Source organism: Phyllobacterium sp. 01N428, from assembly GCF_056399405.1.
The window spans coordinates 154,351-173,296 of record NZ_JBFTRH010000005.1 but is presented as its reverse complement, the minus strand read 5'-3'; the positions used below and the strand labels follow the sequence as shown (position 1 = coordinate 173,296).

At 56.3% G+C, this 18,946-nt stretch carries 18 protein-coding genes, 2 pseudogenes and 1 riboswitch; of the genes and pseudogenes, 10 read left to right on the top strand and 10 right to left on the bottom strand.

The features are described from left to right. Positions 1–8: 8 nt before the first annotated feature. A complete protein-coding gene (locus AC1DNI_RS14390; protein WP_477692323.1) occupies positions 9–1,202 on the bottom strand; it encodes an RHE_PE00001 family protein in 1,194 nt (397 codons plus the stop codon). Between the two features lie 133 nt (positions 1,203–1,335). Further along, on the bottom strand, positions 1,336–2,076 hold the full coding sequence (locus AC1DNI_RS14385; RefSeq protein WP_477692322.1) for a L,D-transpeptidase: 741 nt from the start codon (positions 2,074–2,076) through the stop codon (positions 1,336–1,338). A gap of 356 nt (positions 2,077–2,432) precedes the next feature. On the opposite strand from AC1DNI_RS14385, the gene AC1DNI_RS14380 reads away from it, so the two are divergent. Next, positions 2,433–2,828: a helix-turn-helix transcriptional regulator gene (locus AC1DNI_RS14380; protein WP_477692321.1), complete on the top strand. Its 396-nt coding sequence runs from the start codon at positions 2,433–2,435 to the stop codon at positions 2,826–2,828. A 739-nt stretch (positions 2,829–3,567) separates the two neighbouring features. On the opposite strand, the gene AC1DNI_RS14375 is transcribed toward AC1DNI_RS14380, so the two are convergent. The 3 genes from AC1DNI_RS14375 to AC1DNI_RS14365 form a co-directional block, all read right to left on the bottom strand. Next, a complete protein-coding gene (locus AC1DNI_RS14375; protein ID WP_477692320.1) occupies positions 3,568–4,506 on the bottom strand; it encodes a homoserine O-succinyltransferase in 939 nt (312 codons plus the stop codon). A gap of 41 nt (positions 4,507–4,547) precedes the next feature. Then, positions 4,548–4,654: riboswitch (SAM-I-IV-variant riboswitch) on the bottom strand. Between the two features lie 112 nt (positions 4,655–4,766). Beyond that, positions 4,767–5,144: a YciI family protein gene (locus tag AC1DNI_RS14370; protein ID WP_477692319.1), complete on the bottom strand. Its 378-nt coding sequence runs from the start codon at positions 5,142–5,144 to the stop codon at positions 4,767–4,769. A 61-nt stretch (positions 5,145–5,205) separates the two neighbouring features. Then, entirely contained in the window at positions 5,206–5,352 is a 147-nt protein-coding gene (locus AC1DNI_RS14365) for a hypothetical protein (protein WP_477692318.1), read from the bottom strand. A gap of 389 nt (positions 5,353–5,741) precedes the next feature. On the opposite strand from AC1DNI_RS14365, the gene AC1DNI_RS14360 reads away from it, so the two are divergent. After that, positions 5,742–6,185, top strand: coding sequence for a GFA family protein (locus AC1DNI_RS14360; protein WP_477692317.1), 444 nt, complete (start codon positions 5,742–5,744; stop codon positions 6,183–6,185). A gap of 335 nt (positions 6,186–6,520) precedes the next feature. Here AC1DNI_RS14360 and AC1DNI_RS14355 read toward each other — a convergent pair whose 3' ends face one another. After that, positions 6,521–6,712 (bottom strand): hypothetical protein, encoded by a 192-nt coding sequence (locus AC1DNI_RS14355; protein ID WP_113281297.1) that lies wholly within the window; start codon positions 6,710–6,712, stop codon positions 6,521–6,523. An 860-nt stretch (positions 6,713–7,572) separates the two neighbouring features. On the opposite strand from AC1DNI_RS14355, the gene AC1DNI_RS14350 reads away from it, so the two are divergent. After that, positions 7,573–7,860, top strand: a complete 288-nt coding sequence (locus AC1DNI_RS14350; protein WP_477692316.1) for a hypothetical protein — start codon at positions 7,573–7,575, stop codon at positions 7,858–7,860. A gap of 67 nt (positions 7,861–7,927) precedes the next feature. Here AC1DNI_RS14350 and AC1DNI_RS14345 read toward each other — a convergent pair. After that, a pseudogene (locus tag AC1DNI_RS14345) lies at positions 7,928–9,328 on the bottom strand (amidase). Positions 9,329–9,583: 255 nt separating this feature from the next. Between AC1DNI_RS14345 and AC1DNI_RS14340 the strand changes: the two are divergent. Further along, a complete protein-coding gene (locus tag AC1DNI_RS14340; RefSeq protein WP_027232142.1) occupies positions 9,584–9,841 on the top strand; it encodes a hypothetical protein in 258 nt (85 codons plus the stop codon). 69 nt (positions 9,842–9,910) lie between these two features. On the opposite strand, the gene AC1DNI_RS14335 is transcribed toward AC1DNI_RS14340, so the two are convergent. Next, positions 9,911–12,220, bottom strand: a complete 2,310-nt coding sequence (locus tag AC1DNI_RS14335; protein ID WP_477692315.1) for a rhodanese-like domain-containing protein — start codon at positions 12,218–12,220, stop codon at positions 9,911–9,913. Between the two features lie 380 nt (positions 12,221–12,600). Next, the gene (locus AC1DNI_RS14330; protein ID WP_477692314.1) at positions 12,601–14,037 is read right to left on the bottom strand and encodes a DUF1254 domain-containing protein; all 1,437 of its coding nucleotides are present in this window, start codon (positions 14,035–14,037) and stop codon (positions 12,601–12,603) included. A 272-nt stretch (positions 14,038–14,309) separates the two neighbouring features. Here AC1DNI_RS14330 and AC1DNI_RS14325 point away from each other — a divergent pair. From AC1DNI_RS14325 to AC1DNI_RS14300, 6 genes and pseudogenes are all read left to right on the top strand, one after another. Continuing rightward, positions 14,310–15,097 (top strand): annotated as a pseudogene (locus tag AC1DNI_RS14325) (alpha/beta fold hydrolase). A gap of 3 nt (positions 15,098–15,100) precedes the next feature. Next, positions 15,101–16,270, top strand: a complete 1,170-nt coding sequence (locus AC1DNI_RS14320; RefSeq protein ID WP_477692313.1) for a PAS domain-containing sensor histidine kinase — start codon at positions 15,101–15,103, stop codon at positions 16,268–16,270. A gap of 62 nt (positions 16,271–16,332) precedes the next feature. Beyond that, positions 16,333–16,839 (top strand): helix-turn-helix transcriptional regulator, encoded by a 507-nt coding sequence (locus AC1DNI_RS14315; protein WP_477692438.1) that lies wholly within the window; start codon positions 16,333–16,335, stop codon positions 16,837–16,839. Beyond that, positions 16,836–17,240, top strand: a complete 405-nt coding sequence (locus tag AC1DNI_RS14310; RefSeq protein WP_477692312.1) for a VOC family protein — start codon at positions 16,836–16,838, stop codon at positions 17,238–17,240. Before AC1DNI_RS14315 ends, AC1DNI_RS14310 begins: the two co-directional genes overlap by 4 nt. A 50-nt stretch (positions 17,241–17,290) precedes the next feature. Further along, positions 17,291–17,473 carry a hypothetical protein gene (locus AC1DNI_RS14305; RefSeq protein ID WP_036814642.1) on the top strand — a complete coding sequence of 61 codons (183 nt, stop codon included), beginning with the start codon at positions 17,291–17,293 and terminating at the stop codon, positions 17,471–17,473. Between the two features lie 96 nt (positions 17,474–17,569). After that, positions 17,570–18,082, top strand: a complete 513-nt coding sequence (locus tag AC1DNI_RS14300) for a pyridoxamine 5'-phosphate oxidase family protein (RefSeq protein WP_477692311.1) — start codon at positions 17,570–17,572, stop codon at positions 18,080–18,082. A 72-nt stretch (positions 18,083–18,154) separates the two neighbouring features. Here the strand turns inward: AC1DNI_RS14300 and AC1DNI_RS14295 are convergent, their stop codons facing one another. Further along, the gene (locus AC1DNI_RS14295; RefSeq protein WP_477692310.1) at positions 18,155–18,871 is read right to left on the bottom strand and encodes a GntR family transcriptional regulator; all 717 of its coding nucleotides are present in this window, start codon (positions 18,869–18,871) and stop codon (positions 18,155–18,157) included. Positions 18,872–18,946: the final 75 nt, after the last annotated feature.

Here is an 18,946-nt window from a genome sequence, read left to right as displayed (position 1 = left end):
TTCGCGTGCTAGATGATTCCCCATGCTCGGTAGCGCCCGCGGCCAGTCATCTCGCGCACGCCAAGTTCCGCGATGAGATTCAGGGCGCCGCGCTGGGACACCTTGAGTTCCTTGGCAATCAGAGCCGTCGAAACCATAGGAAGTGAAAGTACAAGATCGATCATCCCCGGCAGGCTGGAGGTGGAGCGGCGGTCCTTCAATTTGCGCTCCATCTGCATGCGGGCGAGTCCAAGCCGTTCGACATCCTTGAGACCGGTCGTTGAGGAGGTCTGGACTGCCTCCAGAAACGCGAGCAGACGCGTTGTGTGGTCGCGCGAGCGGCGCCGCTCGCGCGGGACGGAACGCAAACCCGCATTCAAGGCGGCCATGTGTGATTTTGTCTTGCCGCGTTCCCGCAACATGGCGGCAACGAGCATGGGACCAAGCCAATGCTGGTGCTGTAGCGGCTCGATCTGTTCCCACGCATCCCAGGCCACAGCTGCCGCAAGCAGCGGCGGCAGGCCATGCGAACGTTCATACACCTTGAGCCAACGATCCAGTCGCGCATCTTCGTCCCAATCGGGATCATAAACGAGTGGGTCGCCGTCCGGGGTCACCGCCGAGGGAGGCGGTTCTGTCCCCTGCCTGGAGGGAGGATTCGGAAAAGCGGAATTTCCGGGCTCTGCGAGAAGCCGCGTCGTGCGGTCCAGCAATGTATCGAGGCGGGCCAGGCCGTCCTCGAATTCATTCTCGGCTTCGGTTTTCGCGATTTCTGTAACCGGCTCCGGGCGATGAACAGGAATAATGGGCGTGAGCGGGGCCTCGCTAAGTGTGCGTCCACGCAGCGCGGCAATGCCTTTTGCGCTAAGGGCCCAGCCGGGGGCGTTGCCCGCGACCTGACGCCGGCAACGCAGGATCGCGTGTGCCTTGGTCAACTCGTGGGTTGGGGTGCGAATATCCATCCGGGCATCGTGAAGCACAAGGTCCTCGGTGTGGACGAGTTCACCAGCGAGCCATAAGGCATTGCATGCTTCGATAAAGTGAGAGCGGGTTATCCAGCCTTCGTTTTCCCGCAGCAGCCCTTCCCGCGTGCGGCGGCCGCTCGGCTCACCAAGGTCCCCTTTTCGTCCAAGCCGGTCGTCGAGGCGTGCAAGAGCGTCCTCTGCGGCAACGAGCGGAGCAAGCAAATCCCAGGGTGAAAAATCAGCCGAATCGTAAACCATTGAAAACATGGTAAACGAAAGGTTAAGCGGAAGCTATATGCGCATTCGCTTCCAGCCGCGTTGCCGATTCGGTAATGTTGAAGAGAGTGAACAACGAGCTGGTCTAACGCCTAGTCTAGACGCTTTGGCGACGTTAGCCAACCACGACCGTCGCTTTTCCAGGGACACGATTATAAAGATCGATGATGTCCTGGTTGATAAGGCGGACACAGCCAGAGGACATCGACTGTCCAATGGACCACCATTCCGGCGAGCCATGGATGCGGTATCCGGTATCGACGCCATCCTTGTAGATGTAGAGTGCGCGGGCGCCCAGCGGATTCTGCGGACCGGGCTCCATGCCATTTTCGTATTTCGCAAGTTCGGGTTTGCGGCCGATCATTTCGCGTGGTGGCGTCCACCTCGGCCACTCCTTCTTGTATTGGATATTAGCACGCCCGCTCCACAAGAATCCGGCTTTGCCAATGCCGACCCCGTAGCGAATAGCATCACCACCTGGCTGGACAAGATAAAGGTAGCGCTCCTGCAACCGGACGACGATCGTGCCGGGTTGCTCGCCGGTCGGGTCGACAACAATCTGGCGACGAAACTGCGCCGGAATTTTCTGATAGGGAACGGCCGGAAGTGAGTAAGGTCCTTCCTGCACCGCCGCATACATGACGTCGGGTGCGGTCACGGATTTGTCGACGCTGATTTGCGGGCGGATACCGCTGGTCGGGAGCGGGTCGATATTCATTTCGGGCAGTTCAAAAGTCGTTTGGGTGCAGCCCCCTACACCCGCCAATGCGAGCGAGCCGACGCCAATCAGAATTTGGCGCCTGGAAACACAGTGCGATTTAGTCTCGGTTGTGAATGCGTCGTTGCTCTGGGACACTGCAGTACTCGCTTACAAGCCGGTGCATTTAAGCTCTGACTGTATGGAAATGTGGTTTACAAATAGTGAAGTCGATAGCGTCACTTGACATGGGCGTCAGTTGACAGCTGTCAACTTCATGTCACCAAAGCGCAGCGTTGACAGCTGTCAACACGGTACGTCCCGACATAGATCTAAGGTCGAATTTTGAAATTTGCTCGGCTGATTTAAGGTTTGCACAATCACTCGTTTTACTTAATTCGATTTCAACATCCGGTTGCACTCGCCGATCTGCGAATCTCAACACTCAATAAGAGTTATCAAGAATGATAGATGACACGGCCCTCTTTGGTTCCGCGCCCTCCCATTCAGGCCAAATGGATGAACCAACGCCTACGAGCGCAAGCGCGGTCCCGGCCAAAAGTCCTTCGCAGCAATTCGCTGCCGCGGAGGACTTCATTCGCAATAATCTTCTTCAGCCTATCAATCTGTCCGATATCGCCAGCGCGGTCGGTGTAAACACCCGGTCATTGCAACGCCTGTTCCGCAAGCTGAAGGGGGTAACGCCTATGAAGGTGCTGCTGGATTGCCGTATCGAGGCGGCTCGAAAGATCATCGAGAATGGGGACGCAATGTCTGTCAGGGAGCTCGCCGCCCGCTTTCACTTTGCCAATCCAGGCCGTTTCTCGAAGCTTTACCGCGAGACATTTGACTGCACGCCTTCGCAGGACATTCGCCTGTATCGCCCTGTTGATGCGGCTGGGACGGATTGAACCAAGTTAGGGCGCCACACGGCGCCCGAGCAAGACAGTACCCCGCACAGAAAACAGGGGGAGCGCCGCTGGCGGGCAAAGATGCCAGCGGCGCCCTCGGGGTCACAAGGTCGGGAGGTGGACTCTGCCTTGCACAGCCTGATGGTACAGATCCAACTCCAATCAACAATCACCCCGGCGGGGGAAGTGGATAACGGGGAGATCGACAATAAACGCTTGGCGTCAGAGACCACGCTTGCTGAGATGTCCCTAAGTTGGAGCTAGTCAAGTACCCGCTCACGTTCAACGCAGCTTGCGACACCGACTTCGCGTCGCGTGTGGTGACGGAAGTTCTGACGAGCTAGACTATCCGGTAACCAGGCGACGGGCTGCAACAGGGTGGCCAGCCGCACGAGCGAAACTTGGACACGGTTGATCCAATTTCCAACCGACTTCCGGAACGTCGATTGCAGTCGTCGGCATCAATGGGACACGGACGTCGGGGAGGGCGTGCGAGATTCCGTTTCTCATGCCCGATGAAGGGTGCGAGGTGGTGCGCATCGGGAACAAGCGCGGAACCTTCGGGTTTCCGCTTCCACTATCATGATCCCGGCATCCGGACGGCCTAGATTCTAATACGAAATCAGGCTGGACGGGCAAATGGCATCAAGGTCGACCGGAAGCTAAATACAAATAAGCTTCAGTATCATTTACATAAGTCAAAGAATCCGCGCATAAAGCAGCGACATTCCTTATCGCGTCAGCCTGCCAGTTGTCGCGGTATCATGCCTATGTCGTCCACGTGGAAAGGCGTGGTTTGATAGATCTCATTGATCCAATTGCCGAAAAGCAGATGGGCGGCGCTGCGCCACCGGTTCGCCGGCTTTCGTGACGAGTCGTCATCGGGAAAGTAGTTGCGCGGCAGCGGCATTGACGGTGCGTTTGCGAGATCGCGGAAATACTCGTCGCCAAGCGAGTTCGTGTCATATTCGAGGTGGTTGAACATGTGCAGCGACCGGCAGGAGGGATCATCGACCAGACCTAGCCCCGTCTCCTCTCCCTCAAGTAGCACCTCTATGCCGCGCCCCTGTGGGATGTCGTCGCGCCGAACCTCCGTCCATCGCGACACGGGCATAAGCACGTCATCAGAGAAACCGCGCAAATATGGCGAAGCGGGCGCGAGGTTGCCGTGGTTGAAGATGCCGAAAGCCTTTGCCGACAAATGGTGCTTCGGGATGCCGTGAAAATGCCAAAGTGCAGCTTGGGCTGCCCAGCAGATAGTCAGGCAGTGATGGACATGCGACTGCGTCCAATCGAAAATGTGGCGGAGCTCATCCCAATATTGCACGTCTTCAAAGGCCAGATGCTCGACCGGCGCGCCGGTAATGATAAATCCGTCAAACCGCTCGGCACGGACTTGCTCCCAGGCACGGTAGAATGATGCCATGTGCGTGACCGGCGTGTTGCGCGCCACGTAATTGGTTATCCTAACGAGGGTGAGTTCGATCTGCAGCGGCGTTGCGCCGACCAGCCTTGCGATCTGCGTTTCCGTGCTGATCTTGTTCGGCATCAGATTGAGCAATCCGATCCGCAGTGGCCTTATATCCTGACGCACCGCGTCCCGTTCGCGCATGATATTGACGCCTTCGGCTTCGAGCTGGCGGCGTGCGGGCAAATCGTCGGGGATCTTTATCGGCATTATCGCGCGTTCCTGTTGGTTCGCTGGACAGACGCCGGTAGCTAAATCCGTATAATTGCCGGTTCGGCCACATCCTCCCTAACGGAAGTACCACCTTGCCCGGAGCGCAGGTTGGCGTTGGGCGTCAACCCAACTCTTGATGTCGAAGCCACTTCTACGCAGACGATCACAACTTCGCAAGTCTCTTCTGTACGGTGTCCGGCGTTTGCGGAGGTTCTGCCGCCTTCAAAGCGAAAAAACGTCTTTACCGGGAGCGCCAATCAATCGCCGTCCGTTAGCGTCGCCCCTGACTGGTAGAGCAAGACCGGGCGGATTTCATAGACGGCAGTCGGGTTGGCACGGCGCAAGTCGCGGGCAATGGCGATCGCCCCCTCAATTGCAGGGCACTCAACAACATAGAAGCCAAGCAATTGCTCCTTTGTTTCTGTAAACGGCCCGTCAGTGACGATACCGGCTCCCTTGCCGCGCAATGTGACAGCGCGCCGGGTCGGCCCAAGGCGGGCCGCCGGGCCCAGGCTCTTTTCCTTTACAAGGCGGTCGCCGATTTCCAGAAGTTCGGCCATCAACGATGCGTCCTCCTCTTTCGACCATGATTCGACAATCTCTTCCTCGTGATAGGCCAAGATGGCGTAGAACATGAACTGCGTCCCTCTTTTCAGACCATGATGACAGAAAAAATCGGCGGCGATCGTCCGATTGCTATTTCTGGCGCGCAGCCGATCCGACAAGCCATACGATGAGGGATAGCAGTCCGGCTCCGACCGCTGCCCCTCCGAGAAGCTCGACAAGATATCCTGTTGCGGGAACGCTTCGCGCCCTGCCGGTATAGAGTATCCATATGGCCATCAGCAGGCATCCAAGTATAGCGCCCCACATAGCAGATCTCGTTAAACTGAGTTTCCTCATCATTTCTCCGGAAAGGCGTTAGAGGAAGCGGACGTTCGCCTTGGCTATGCTGGACGATCAAACAAGGCATGCCAAATGAGTGGTACGCCAAAATAGATTATCGCGGCCGCAATGAAAACCAAAGCAAAGATAAACCAGGCTCTGACACTGCTCTTCATATGGATTCCCCCGACGTGGTGCATGTTGCCAAGCGGCCGTCAAAATAATGCTACACCATCGCGAGACCAAATCTTTATTCGCTTGGTCCCAATTCTTGGCAATCGATCCAAAATGTATAAATGCAAATTAACCGACGCGGAACTAAATTTCAGGCAATTGGTTCGAAATGAATGACACAAAGGCTGGAAACGTGCGCCTGCTTTTGCGGGCAAGTCACCGCCGAAGCCGAGGGCGAACCGTTCTGGATCTGCTACGATCACGACGATGATTGTCGCCGCGCGATCGGATCACCGCTGACGATCTGGGTGGGTTACAAAACGGCACAATTTCGCTTTACGCATGAGCCACCAAAGACCTTCTCAAGAACGAGTGGGGTAGTGCGCAGCTTCTGCGGTACCTGTGGCACCTCAATCGGGTATGAGGATGAGGGCATAGCCGGCGAGATATATTTGACGATCGGCTTCTTCGATCATCCTGAACATTTCGCCCCCGCTGCGCATGCCTATTGGCAGTTGAAGCTTCCCTGGATTGCCTTCGACGATACCTTGCCAAGAATAGATCAGTACTCGCGACCGCGCGACGCGGCCTATGGCACGCCGCGTGATCGGAAGTGAGAGAACACACTCCAGGAAGCGAGTGGGTAGGGCAGGGGGCTTTTTAGTGGGGGCTGCAAATCAGCGATTGGCTTATTCCGCGGGACAAAGCTTTTTGATGGCCTGAGCTTTCCCGTTGAGCTTGGCAGATTGCCTGCGCTTCATCATATCGAATGCGATTATGGCGCCCAATAAGACGGGGCCGCCTAGAACGATGAAATACCATAGGTATAGCGTCATCGGTTTCCTTCATTTGTGACAGGAGATTGATTGCAGTCGAAAGAAATGTCTTGCCTGCAAGGCCATAGGATTGTGCCCTTTTTAGCGTGAGCAAAAGGGGCTCGAAAAAAATGTGGTTAACGGCGACTCTTTCGCGCGCTGACCGAAGCATTGATCCGCTCGCAATCACCGTTGAATTTGATGATCAACTGTTCGGCATCATCCCTGTTGAGGTTAAACGCTTCCATGAGGTGATCGACAGTGTAGGTTTCTCCGATTTTGCCCGGAGGGCGGTTCTTCCATGTGGAAGTCGTCTTATCGTTGGTCATCTGTTTTCCTCGCATGTGAATGGCTGTCTCTTATGAGCGGAATGCCATCTCCGCCTTGAGCATCGCGCCTGGCGTCGGTCAGCATGGCCTCTCTCTCGCCGCGCGATCTGTGGCGCATCGATTTGATCGATTTATTTGAAATCCGAAACTGTCCGCAGGTTGGGCAGAAGAATTCAACGAAATCGCCGTCTCGGGGTAGCACTTCATGAACAGGTTCATCGGAAATAGGGCAATTATAATAGGTTTTTAGCATATATCCTCCGTTGAGCAGTATACACCCTCCATCAGTATTCACCTAAGAAACCGCGCCCCTTCCAAAATTACGTGTTGATGTTGAATATCCGGCTTTTTGCACCCTTCAAGACGGAAGGAAGTAAACGCTCGCGCCCAGGAACACGATCAGGATCAGGGCAAAAGCGGCAATCCGGAGATACCAGGCTCTATTATTGTTCATGCCGATCGATCATCTCATATGCTGGCGTAAAATGAAAAACAGCCACACTCCGACAATGAGAGCCATCGCAGTCAGGGCATAGAAGAGCCAGCCGCCTGAAAACATATCTGCCGCAATCGTCGTCATTAGAACCGTAAATGATTAATGGTTCAGTGAGGGAACGCGGGCCAAACCTGTCTGTTCCATGGGACGCAGGCGATAGAGACAAATGCTGCGGTATCGCCACATTTGCAAGTAATGCATCGTTCGGAAAGAGGTGGAGTATGAAGATGCCGGGAGTGAGCGGCAGCGATTACGGGACTATCAACAGCAAATACGATAGTGTTGCACTACGGAATACCCGCGTCGGCCACCAAATGGGAGGCTTCGTACACAGCATAGACCCATGAAATGAGGAATTCGAACGATGCGCAATGCAGTTACAAATTCAAACGACACGTTTTCTAAGCAACTTTCACGGAGCCGTATCCTGCTGATCGTGGTTCCGCTCATGGTGCTCGCATCGTGTGCTTCTTCCGAAAAAAAGTGGGTCCATAGCGAGGCTCCGGCGACTCCGGCAGACAATGATATGGTGCAGTGCAAATACCAGGCCGCGAGTGCAACGGCTTCCTTGGCTTCCGATAGTTCTGCCAGACGGAAGGAAGAAGCCAATCTGATCAATAGCTGCATGCAGGCAAAGGGATACAAACAGTAATCACCCGTCGGTGTGCAACTATAGGCCTGGCGCCCAAGACCTGGCTTTCGGACTGACATCCATAAAATCAAACGTGGCGCGGCGGTCGTGGGTCTATCGGCGTCGGTGGATGAAGGTCCAAAAGGAGTTCCAGTGCACGGGCGGCAGCAAGTACCTGTCCCTCGGCGCGGGTGCGGCCGACGATCTGTAGTCCGACCGGACGTCCATCTTTGGTGAACCCGCAAGGCAGGCTGAGCGCCGGCGCTGCTGTCAGGGAAATTGCGTAGGCTATTGCCAGCCATTCGAAATAATTAGGAAAGGCATAGCCGGCACATTCCTTCACCTATCTGTCGCTGGCAGGATACGCGGCAACGATCGTGGCCGGACAAAGAAGGAGGTCATAAGTCTCGAAAAAGGCATGCATCCTTCGGTAAATCGCCGCGCGATTGTTTTCCGCTCGTACGATATCTGCCATCGAATAGCTGAGCCCCTTTTCAATATTCCATACGACTTCCGGCTTCATTTTGTCCCGATGTGGTTCCAGAAGCGCGCCGTAACTTATGGCAAAGGCCATGCCGCGCAGGACGCTGAACGTGTCATGGGCCTCCGAGAGATCGGGATGCGCCTCTTCAACATGCGTGCCAATTGCCGCCAAGCTTGCAGCTGCTGCGCGACAGATCGAGGCGACCTCCGAGTCAACGGGCGTAATGCCAAGATCGGCGGAAAAGGCCACCCGCGCCGGCCGCCAGCCGGAGCGCGCTGCGGCAAGGAAGCTTTCGGTCCGCGGTAACGACAGAGGATCAGCAGGGCTATCGCCGGTCATCGCATCCAGCAAAAGCGCTGTGTCTTCGACGTTGCGAGCCATAGGGCCGTTGACGCTCAGCAGTTCATCGATCTTGAATCTCGCATTGCGAAGAACGCGGCCCGGGCTTGGGCGCAGCCCAACTACCCCGCAGAAGCTGGCGGGATTGCGCAAGCTGCCTCCAAGGTCGGAGCCTTGCGCGACCCAGGCCATGCCAGTGGCAAGAGCAACGGCGGCTCCACCCGAGGAGCCTGCAGCGGACAGGTCGGTATTCCAGGGGTTCAATGTTGTCCCGAAGACGTCGTTGAATGTATTGCCACCAGCACCAAATTCTGGGGTGTTCGACTTGGCGTAGACAACACCGCCCTCGGCCTCCAGCCTCTCGACAAGAATGTCGGATTGTTCGGGAATATGGTCTGCAAATATTGTCGAGCCATAGGTGCTGCGAGCGCCGGAAACGTCTGTCAGGTCCTTGATTGGCACAGGCAGTCCCGCCAAACGACCGCGGCACCCGAGAGGCTGTTGGAGCAGGCGACGGGCTCGATCGCGGGCGCGATCGAAACAAAGGATCGGAAGTGCGTTGACGACGTTCTCGACGGCGGCAATGCGAACCTCAAGTGCATCGAGACAGTCGAGCGGCGTTACCTCACCGCCATTTAACAGATCGACCACCTCGCAGGCAGACATGCCCGTTAGACCAATATCGCCTGCCACGACGCTATTCTCCGATGGAACGTGTCCAAGCGAAAACACTATACCAGTGTTTGGTGTGGTGTGTCGCAAAAATAGGCATGCCGGACGCGCTCTAGCGGGTCTGGTAGCGCTCGGTGCGGCGAAGCCCCCGAGTTGAGCATTTGTTACATGGTCGTCGGCGCGTGCCCCGGTGCATTACTGTTTCATCCCACTTGACTTGCTCGGGCAATTTGTTCTCTTTTCGTTCCCATGACAAGGACAATCAAGAATCTGGGCCAGGCGGCCCGCTACGGCATGTTCGTGCGGGTCGGTTGCCGAAAATGCGATAAGGTCGCGACCTTCACGGCGACTGACCTCGCCGCAGTTCTCGGCCACGGCCGCACACTTCCCAGCCTCACCTTCCGATGTCGGGACTGCAATTCCATAGATTGCGAGGTCATGCCCTACGAAGACGACCGCGATCGCGTCAACAAGAAGCGCGTCATCTGGCGACCGGTGAAGGAATAAAGTACGATACATAAGTTGGGAAACCATGTAGGCCTACCCCTATTGCCCTCAGTTCACGAACTCGACCGGCTATTTCGTCAAACTTGTTTCAGTCGGGTAATTGGCATCCTGCCAGGCTGCGATGCCATCAGCGAAATAAGAAACTTTGGAGTATCCCCAAGCCAGGGCTTTGGCCGAAGCGAAGGCTGCGTCGACGCAATATTTGGCCTGGCAAGTGAAGATGATGGAATTGCTTGGACCAACCTTTTCGGAAAGTGTCGCCTTTGAAAGGACATTCGTCGCCGGCAAGTTGATGGACCCTGGGATATGCGCATGACTGAATGGCCTTGGACTGCGCACATCAATCAGTTGCGCCCCTTCATCAATTAGCCGCTTGACTGCGGCGGCACCGAGCTTAGGCGCACCGCTGACGGAGTACTCGCCATTCACCCTGTTGACAGCCTTAGCGTAGGTCTCATAGGCAATGTCGGTTCCAGCGCCTTCCGGCACCCCGGCCTTGCGCAATCCTTCGAGCAACCTGTCACGATAGGCAGGATAATAATCGGACATATCGACATACCACTGCCAGGCAATTGCCTGAACAGTTAGCGGTCCGCGGCCGAAAGGTATGGTGATCCCGTTGTATTTGGCCATGTTGAGCTGAACACCACCCAAATTTCCCAAGTGGCCCAGGCCGGACGTCAAGGTAGCGTAGTCATCGGCCACATCCCATTGCAGGGTTATCAGGTATTTCAAGGCATCGACGGCGTCTTCATATTTCTCCTGATGGAACAGCGAGATAGCCAAGGCCCTGAGATACTCCGGCGGATATTTCGGATCGAGCCGCATGGCAAGCCGCGCTTCCACTTCCGCTTCGGGCGCCCGACCTGCAGCATTGAGATATCGTGCTTTGCGGATGTGATGTTCGGGGTCGTTGGCGTCGAGCTGAATCGCGCGGTTGGTTGCGATAAGGGCCTGATCATAGCCGCCATGCGCAGCCAGCACCTCCGATGAAATGGCGTAGGCGAGCGCGTTCTGGTAAAGCATCGCCATCGGCAGGCTTTGATCGACGCTACTCATGGCCTTCCGAAACGCAGAATTACCCGAGTTCCAGCAGGCGACCGCTATCTCCCAATTCGCAGCGGCGACTGCAGCGTGGGCACGACTATAATAAGGATCGAGGCTGAGGGACTCGTTAAAAAGCGCGATCGATTTGAGCAACTCGACGTCGGTGCCGATACGCAAATGGCCCAAGCCTTCGAGCAACCGATCATATGCTTCGGGGGTGGTTTCCGCCTGTGCCGATTCAGCAGAAGGCGGGACGTTCACTTGAAGCGATAAGCCAATCTCGCCGACAAGCTTGTTCTGAAGCGCAGAAACCTGCGATATCCTGCCCTCGTAGTGCTTATCCCACACGCGCTGATTGTTTAGCGCGTCTGTGAGCTGTGCTTCAATCCGCACGAAGTCGCCATCACGCCTCAAGTTGCCTTCGAGCACATAGCGTACCCCCATTGCTTCCGCGATATCTTGAAGCTTTGTTGGCCGGCCCTTGTACGTAAAGGACGAGTGCCGAGCGATGACGAAGAGGCCGGGCAATTCTGACAGCTCGGTAATCAGATCCTCCGTTATCCCATCGGCGAAATAGGCCTGCGAGGCCCCGGGGCTGAGATCGTCGAGCGGCATGACAACGATAGAAGGTTCTTTCGGAAGCGGATATTTCATGCGGGCCATCATGGCCGACTCAGCAACCGGTTGGCGCGGCCACAGCCAAAGTGTTGAACCGGCTAAGGAAACCGCGACCAAGACAACTCCCGCTACCATTGGCCACCGGTGCAAGCGCCCCGCTATCGTTGCTTTACCAATGTCCGTCCCCCGAAGCCTGACGCGATAGGTTCGCACCGGGCGGGCGATGTTTTTCACGTGGCGCTCACCCACAAACTCCACAGGCAGCTCAAGCCTGCCCGGCAACTGGTCATACGCTGTTCCGGAAACGAATAGTCCGCCTGGCTCGCAAAGCTGCTCGAGCCGCGCGGCGACGTTAACCCCATCGCCAAGGAGGTCATCGCCTTCGACCACGACATCTCCAAGATTGATGCCCATCCGAAAGACGATGCGCCTGTCTGCCGCTACGCCGGCTTGGTGAGCGGCAGTTCCTCTTTGTAGCGCGACGGCACAGACGACGGCATCGACAACCGAGCCAAACTCCATGATGGCCCCGTCGCCCATAAGCTTGACTATCCTGCCGCGATATTCGGCAAGCAGCGGATCGGTAACTTTGGATCGCAAGTCTCTGATTGCTGCGAGCGTACCGGCTTCGTCCGCTTCAACAAGTCTGGAATAGCCCACAATGTCGACGGCGAGAATTGCAACCAGCCGTCGCTCGGCATGATCCATTCCCATGGCCTCTCTCCAACAAGGTGTAGGCCTGCTATGAGGTTCTTGAGAACCAAACCGCTTCTCGTCTCGTGAATTCTACTCCCGTTTACGTTTATCCGCGAGTAGTACATGCCTCCCGTGCAGACGCGTCCACGGAGCAGTCATTAGCGATGAGTGGTGGTCGCAATTTGCGGCAGCCACGTGACCTAGCCGAAGCCCGACGAATGGTGGTTGCGGCCCTTCAGCAACGGATCCCTCGTGTGGGGAGCACAGCGCTGTGGTGTGGAATTCGTTGAAGCGCTGGCCCTCTGAGGTCAGGCTGTCTGCCGCCGGTGACGGAGTGCCCCCCGCCGAACGTGCTGAACTGACCGAACCTCACCCAGAGTTGCCGCTAAGCCGCCATCTCAGCTTTCCTTGACCACCGGGGGCACCTTCCAGCTTCCATTCAGGATTGAGGGAGATGCGTCCTTGGGCCAATACATGCGCAGCATCGGGATGAATGCTCCTTTGGGCGCCGGTAGCCAGTTAGCCTCCTTGTCCGCGCCAGGCGACTTGTTCTGGAAATAAAGTGTCAGCGATCCGTCAGCATTGGGCTTTGGATTGTTGCGTGGGCTGACCGTAAACTTGTTCAGCGGATTGGGTACAAACCACCAGCCCTTGTCGATCTCGTACATGGTGATTGACCAGAAACCGTTTACGGGAGGCGTCTGATCCTTAGGAAAGGTCAAGGTGTAGTTGTTCGCACCGGTCAGCTTTTCACCCTTCGAATCGACTTCGGTGTATGGATAGACCGCATCAAGCTGCTGATTGGCGGGCCAGCCAAAGGCGGCCACGGTGGCGCGTTTGATGTAGTCATTTGGCCCATATGTGCCGAGCCCCTTTGACACGACCCAGCCGTCTACTACCTCGCCCATTTTTTCCTTGTTGGCCTGGATCGTCTCCAGGGCAGCTTGCGGAATGTCTTTCAACGCCGCCTGTACCGCCGGGTCCAGTTTGCTCATCTCGAATGGCTTCCCGGGCTCGATGCCGATTTTAGCCATGCTCGCGATGATCGGCGCATCTTCGGCCGCCGGCGGCGCATCCCCGCCCATCAGCTTTGCCATCAGATTGAAATAGCCTTCCGTTCCCATGTCGAGAATGACTTTTTGCGGAGCGTCTTTCATGCTGAAACCCGGCTTAGGGTTCACCTTGGGAGCTTTTGGCTTGTAATTTTTAGTGCCCCACGCGGAGAGCGGCGTAATCTTGTATTGGGCCTGCAACGCATTGACGGCCTTGTAATCTGCCTTCGTCCCGTCAGCATAGGTGCGGCCGAGAATGACCATATAGCGGGTCGCCATGGGGAAATGGTTTATTCCTGCCGGTACATCGCCTTTCCAGGCCGGGCCGGTAAACAGATAGTTGGCGGCTTTTCCGTCAGCCGTGCGTTTGCTCGGCGATTGCTCGGAGTCCGACATCCAAAGGTCTACGACCTCGAACAGGTAGAAGCGGTCGCCCATGTCCGGATGGCTAAAAACCTGGGGCTCATTCAGATCGAGCCACGTTACCGAATATAGCGTATCCGCATTTGGGGCAGATACGCCGCGATAGTTCGCCGGCGGATATCGGGGAACATTGATAAATTGTCCCATCGGCCCGGTGAATTCCACAACCTTCGGCACATTGCTCATTTGAACGCGGGTGACCTCGGTCGTGATGAGCGAATAGCCATAGATGTATGCATCCTCGGCAATCTGGCGCGCTTCTTCCGCCGATATCGTCTGTGCAAATGTGGGATGGTTTATCGTGAGGCTGATTGCGGCAACGCCGCCAGCCAATACAAAGGCTCGTCTGTTGATATACATCTCGATTTCCCTGCAGCGTTGCGTTCCCGTTCAGGTTAGACGGCAGGCAAGACAGGGCGGAAGTACATTACTGTAAATTACAGTTAGATAAGCTTGCGCCGGGCGGAGTATAAATCGCCATGGAAAACGTGAAAAGCGCAAGGGCGCAGATAATACGCGCACCGGCTAATGCCCCAAGAGCGAAAAAAGAGCTGCTGCGGCGCGAAGCAGTTAGGTGTTCAAGCTTTCAAAGCATACAGTCGAACTTCGTTTTGCGAAATCAGGAGTTCCGGGTGTCCGTTTTAGAGCGCAACAATGTCAAACTATCCGGCGGCGGGGAACGGTCGATGGTGTTCGCGCACGGCTTTGGCTGCGATCAAAACATGTGGAAGTTAGTGGCGCCTGCCTTCGAAAGCACGTTCAGAACCATTCTTTTCGACCATGTCGGGGCCGGTGGCTCCGATCTTGGCGCTTACAACTCCGCGAAATATGCGTCCCTGGAAGGATACGCCGACGACCTTATCGAGATTGGCGAGGAACTCGAACTCAAGGATGCGGTGTTCGTTGGGCATTCCGTCAGCGCCATGATCGGCGTGATTGCTTCGCTCAAGGACCCGGCGATTTTCGACAGCCTGATCCTCGTCGGCCCATCGCCCCGCTACATCGACGACGGTGAATACGTCGGCGGCTTCAGTCGTGCTCAGATCGACGAGTTGCTGGAGTCCCTCGCGGACAATCATCTTGGGTGGTCGGCCGCAATGGCCCCAGCCATTATGGGCAATCCGGACAGACCCGAACTTGGTGAAGAGCTAACCAACAGCTTCTGCAGAACCGACCCTGACATTGCAAAGCAGTTCGCGCGGGTCACTTTCACGTCGGACAATCGCGACGATCTTCAACGTGTCACAGCGCGAACATTGATACTTCAGTGCCGGGAAGACATTATTGCCTCAGAGAACGTAGCGAATACGTGAAGCAACACATTCCTCAAAGCAAACTGGTTATGTTGAACGCTACGGGCCATTGCCCCAATCTCAGTGCTCCCGACGAAGTCATTGCGGCCATCAAGGCGTTTGTGTGAGCCGTGCCCGAGGATCCCAACAGCACATTCGCCGAAGATCTTGCGGAGCTGTACGAGAACGCACCGTGCGGATACTTGTCGCTTCGCCCCGACGGCAGAATCTTCAAGTCCAATCTCACCTTCTCGCGTTGGATTGGAGTTTCACAGCCTGAACTTCTCGACAAGAAGTTCAGTGAACTTTTGACGCTTTCCGGACGAATGTTTTACGAAACGCATTTTTCGCCGCTGTTGCGCATGCAAGGTTTCCTTGAAGAGGTCGCTTTCGATTTTGTTACCGGCGACGGGAAGAAACTACCTGTGCTTGCCAACGCAAAAGAGCGGCGGGATGACAATGGCAACCTGCAATTTACCCGTGTCGTCATCTTCCCGGCCGCTCAACGCCGCCGCTACGAACGCGATTTGGTCGACAAGCGAATCGCCGCTGAAGGTGCCAAAAGCGAAGCGATCTCCGAACGGATGCTGGCGGAGGCAGGTCTGAGCGAGGAACTGGCAATAGCGGAGTTGCGCGAACAGTTCATTGCGGTTTTGGGGCATGATCTTCGCAACCCGCTCGCTTCGATGGAGGGCGGTTCGCGCATGCTTCTGCAAGAAGAATTAAGCCCTCGGGCACAGAGGATCGTTACCCTGATGCAAGGCAGCGTGCAGCGCATGTCGGGCCTGATTGATAACGTGCTCGATTTTGCGCGAGGGAGGCTCGGCAGTGGCTTCGCGCTGCGGCTTGATGCGGACGAACTGCTCGACCCCGTCCTCAAGCAGATTGCAGAAGAGCTCCAATTGGGAACGCCCGGGATTTCCATTGAGACGAACTTCAACATCACCGAAAAAGTTTACTGCGACCGGGACCGTATTGGTCAGATGGTTTCAAACCTTCTCGGCAATGCGATTACCTATGGTGACACGAGCCAGCCAATCCGGTTTTCAGCAAGCACGAAATCGGGAATGTTGGAGATAAGCGTCGCCAATAGCGGCGTTCCAATAGCGCAAGAGGCGATGGAGCGCCTTTTCCAGCCGTTTTTTCGTGGTGGCGTTCGCGCAAGTCAACAAGGCCTGGGGCTTGGACTATATATCGCATCGGAAATTGCCAAGGCGCATGGTGGCACCCTTGTCGTAACCTCTTCTTCCATCGAAACGAGGTTTACCTTTCAGATGCCGCTACGCCCGACGACAAAATGAAGTGCCGCTCTTTCGAGGGCGCTGTCATTGTCAACGGTCATCAGTCCATGCATTCATTGGCTATGCGCCCGACCAGAATCGTCAAGAACTCCGCGAATAGAGATTTGAAACTGCTGCGGCGCCTGCTGCGTGCCAAAGACCACATGGACGCGGCGCCGCAGGAGGATTGGCCGATATCCCGGTTGGCAAGCGTCAGCGGCGCCTCGGAAGCCTATTTTGCGCGATCGTTTCGGGACGCCTTCGGCATACCGCCGCATCGTTACCTGTTGACGCGCCGGGTCGAGCGCGCCGCAGCGCTCTTGCGGGATACTGACACGCCCATCATCGCAATCGCGCTGCAGACAGGCTGGAACAGTCTTGGAACTTTTGGCCGCACCTTCCGGGACGTAACCGGTGAAAGTCCAAGCGAACTAAGGCGACGAATGCAACTTGTTCCCGGAGATCTCGAGAAGGTTCCCCACTGTTTCGTGAGCGCCGCGCAAAGGCCGCACCTCAAAATGGCAGTTTCGGAGAAGCGTCGACGAACGAAAGAGGGTAGGCACGACGGGCGAAAGGGAGATGACTCATGAAAAATGGTGTTCAAGTTGCCGGCGTCTATGTCCATGACCAGGACGAAGCGCTTCAGTTCTATGTCGAAAAGCTGGGATTTCGGGTGCACACGGATGCGCGCAATGGCGATTATCGCTGGCTGACCGTCCAGCATCCCGACCAGCCGGACTTCCAGTTGGGCCTGTTCCGTCCGCAGGCGCCCAGCGTCGATGACGCAACGGCTCAGGGCCTGGCTGAAGCCGTGGCCAAGGGTGCGATGCCGCCGCTGGTTCTGGTGGTCGACGATTGCCAGGCTGCATTCGAAGCCATGCGCAAGCGCGGGGTCGAGTTCACCCAAGAACCGATCGATCGATACGGCTCCATGGATGCAAGCTTCCGCGATCCATCAGGCAATGGCTGGAAGCTGGTCCAGGCTCGTTGATGTTGCCATGTGCCACATTCCATCCTGGATGCTCTTTCAAGGAGGCTCTCATGATCTTGCACTACTGGATACGCCAGAGCCATCGGTGGCTCGGAATTCTGCTGACCCTCACCATTCTGGCGAATTTTGTCTCGATGACGTTCGGTCCAGCGCCGCTCGCGATCGTTTACGCTCCATTGGTGCCGCTGGCTCTGCTTGTGTTCAGCGGCCTGTATATGTTCTTCCAGCGGTAGGCGAGGTTGATCCTGGTGCAGAGCGGCAGGTGTGCAGCACGATGGGGGAAAATAATGGTGCGATCGCGAAACCTTTAGCGATCGCGGCAGTTATGCATGTCAATCGTCGAAAGGAATGACAACATGCCAACTGCACCGGAACTGCGGGAAAAATTCTGGAAATCCCTGAAATCCGATATGACCATGATGTTGGGATTGGTGGGCGTTGAAGAGAGCCACACTCGTCCGATGACCGCTCAACTCGAAGGCGATCACGGTCCCATTTACTTCTTCACCTCGACCGAAAACTCGCTCGTACAAAACCTGCAGGGCGAGAGCAGAGCTGTCGCGACGTTCGCGGCGAAAGGTAACGACCTTTTTGCTGCCGTTCACGGCGGGCTCACAGTCTTCAACGATAAGGAAACCATCGACCGGCTATGGAACCGGTTCGTGGCGGCCTGGTTTGAAGGCGGCAAAGATGATCCCAAGCTGACATTATTGCGGTTTGACGCCGAGCGGGCCGAGATATGGCTCAACGAATCCAGTCTGCTAGCGGTTGTCAAAATGCTGCTCGGCGTCGATCCGAAGGAAGATTACAAAGACGATGTCGCCGAGGTCCGTTTGACCTGACCTGGCGTAAATTAAGATTGAAATTGTGGCGCATGCTCCGTTTCCTACGGAGATGCGCCACAGTTTATGGCGCTATTCGAAGAGCTCGCGATTGTCAGCTTCGATCTGTGGCAGGTCGTTAAGAATGCCGTTCAGATGCTCCCTCATGGCGTTGGCTGAAGCTTCGGCGTTTCGGGCGTCGATGGCGGCGACGATTTTCTCATGCTGCTCGATGAGGTTGTTCATAGAGGCTGGGTTACGAAGCTGCAGGTTGCAGACGCGATCCATATGCGCTTTGATGTCTGAAATCGCGTTCCAGGCGAGGCCACAGCCGGCGCCCTCTGCAATGGCGATGTGGAACTGCTCATCCTCCCGGCGAAACGCATTGTGATCGTGACCGGTCATCGCCATTCGCTGGCGCTCGAGGATGCTGTCAATCTTTCGCCGCGTCCAGGTATCGAAACTCTCGCTGGCCCGCCTGGCGACGGCGACCTCGATCGCCTCGCGCACGAAGCGGGCTTCCATCATCTGACGCGCCGAAATGCGGACCACGATGGTTCCCCGATTAGGGCGGATTTCGACCAGCTTTGATTTTCCAAGGGCAATCAGCGCCTCGCGGACCGGCTGGCGGGAGACGCCGAGACGAGACGCGATCTCCTGCTCGGACAGGCGTGAACCCGGCGCGAGATCGAGGCGGATGATCGCCTCGCGCAAGTCACGTTCCACCTGCGCGGCGGTCGTTTCCCCGGTCTCGATCCTCACGGGCTCGATTTTCAATGTCTCAAGGTTCATGCTTTTCGCCGCCGCCATCTCGTTGACATTTGCATTTAGCCACCATACAGTACCATACAACTTAACGACAGCACAAGCGCGGTGGTCGATCCG

Excerpts from the sequence above, each read along its gene's own strand:
- AC1DNI_RS14390 (WP_477692323.1), bottom strand. The coding sequence starts at position 1,202 with ATGGTTTACGATTCGGCTGATTTTTCACCCTGGGATTTGCTTGCTCCG.
- AC1DNI_RS14380 (WP_477692321.1), top strand. The coding sequence starts at position 2,433 with ATGGATGAACCAACGCCTACGAGCGCAAGCGCGGTCCCGGCCAAAAGT.
- AC1DNI_RS14375 (WP_477692320.1), bottom strand. The coding sequence starts at position 4,506 with ATGCCGATAAAGATCCCCGACGATTTGCCCGCACGCCGCCAGCTCGAA.
- AC1DNI_RS14370 (WP_477692319.1), bottom strand. The coding sequence starts at position 5,144 with ATGTTCTACGCCATCTTGGCCTATCACGAGGAAGAGATTGTCGAATCA.
- AC1DNI_RS14365 (WP_477692318.1), bottom strand. The coding sequence starts at position 5,352 with ATGGCCATATGGATACTCTATACCGGCAGGGCGCGAAGCGTTCCCGCA.
- AC1DNI_RS14360 (WP_477692317.1), top strand. The coding sequence starts at position 5,742 with ATGACACAAAGGCTGGAAACGTGCGCCTGCTTTTGCGGGCAAGTCACC.
- AC1DNI_RS14355 (WP_113281297.1), bottom strand. The coding sequence starts at position 6,712 with ATGACCAACGATAAGACGACTTCCACATGGAAGAACCGCCCTCCGGGC.
- AC1DNI_RS14350 (WP_477692316.1), top strand. The coding sequence starts at position 7,573 with ATGCGCAATGCAGTTACAAATTCAAACGACACGTTTTCTAAGCAACTT.
- AC1DNI_RS14340 (WP_027232142.1), top strand. The coding sequence starts at position 9,584 with ATGACAAGGACAATCAAGAATCTGGGCCAGGCGGCCCGCTACGGCATG.
- AC1DNI_RS14335 (WP_477692315.1), bottom strand. The coding sequence starts at position 12,220 with ATGGGAATGGATCATGCCGAGCGACGGCTGGTTGCAATTCTCGCCGTC.
- AC1DNI_RS14330 (WP_477692314.1), bottom strand. The coding sequence starts at position 14,037 with ATGTATATCAACAGACGAGCCTTTGTATTGGCTGGCGGCGTTGCCGCA.
- AC1DNI_RS14315 (WP_477692438.1), top strand. The coding sequence starts at position 16,333 with ATGCGCCCGACCAGAATCGTCAAGAACTCCGCGAATAGAGATTTGAAA.
- AC1DNI_RS14310 (WP_477692312.1), top strand. The coding sequence starts at position 16,836 with ATGAAAAATGGTGTTCAAGTTGCCGGCGTCTATGTCCATGACCAGGAC.
- AC1DNI_RS14305 (WP_036814642.1), top strand. The coding sequence starts at position 17,291 with ATGATCTTGCACTACTGGATACGCCAGAGCCATCGGTGGCTCGGAATT.
- AC1DNI_RS14300 (WP_477692311.1), top strand. The coding sequence starts at position 17,570 with ATGTCAATCGTCGAAAGGAATGACAACATGCCAACTGCACCGGAACTG.
- AC1DNI_RS14295 (WP_477692310.1), bottom strand. The coding sequence starts at position 18,871 with ATGGCGGCGGCGAAAAGCATGAACCTTGAGACATTGAAAATCGAGCCC.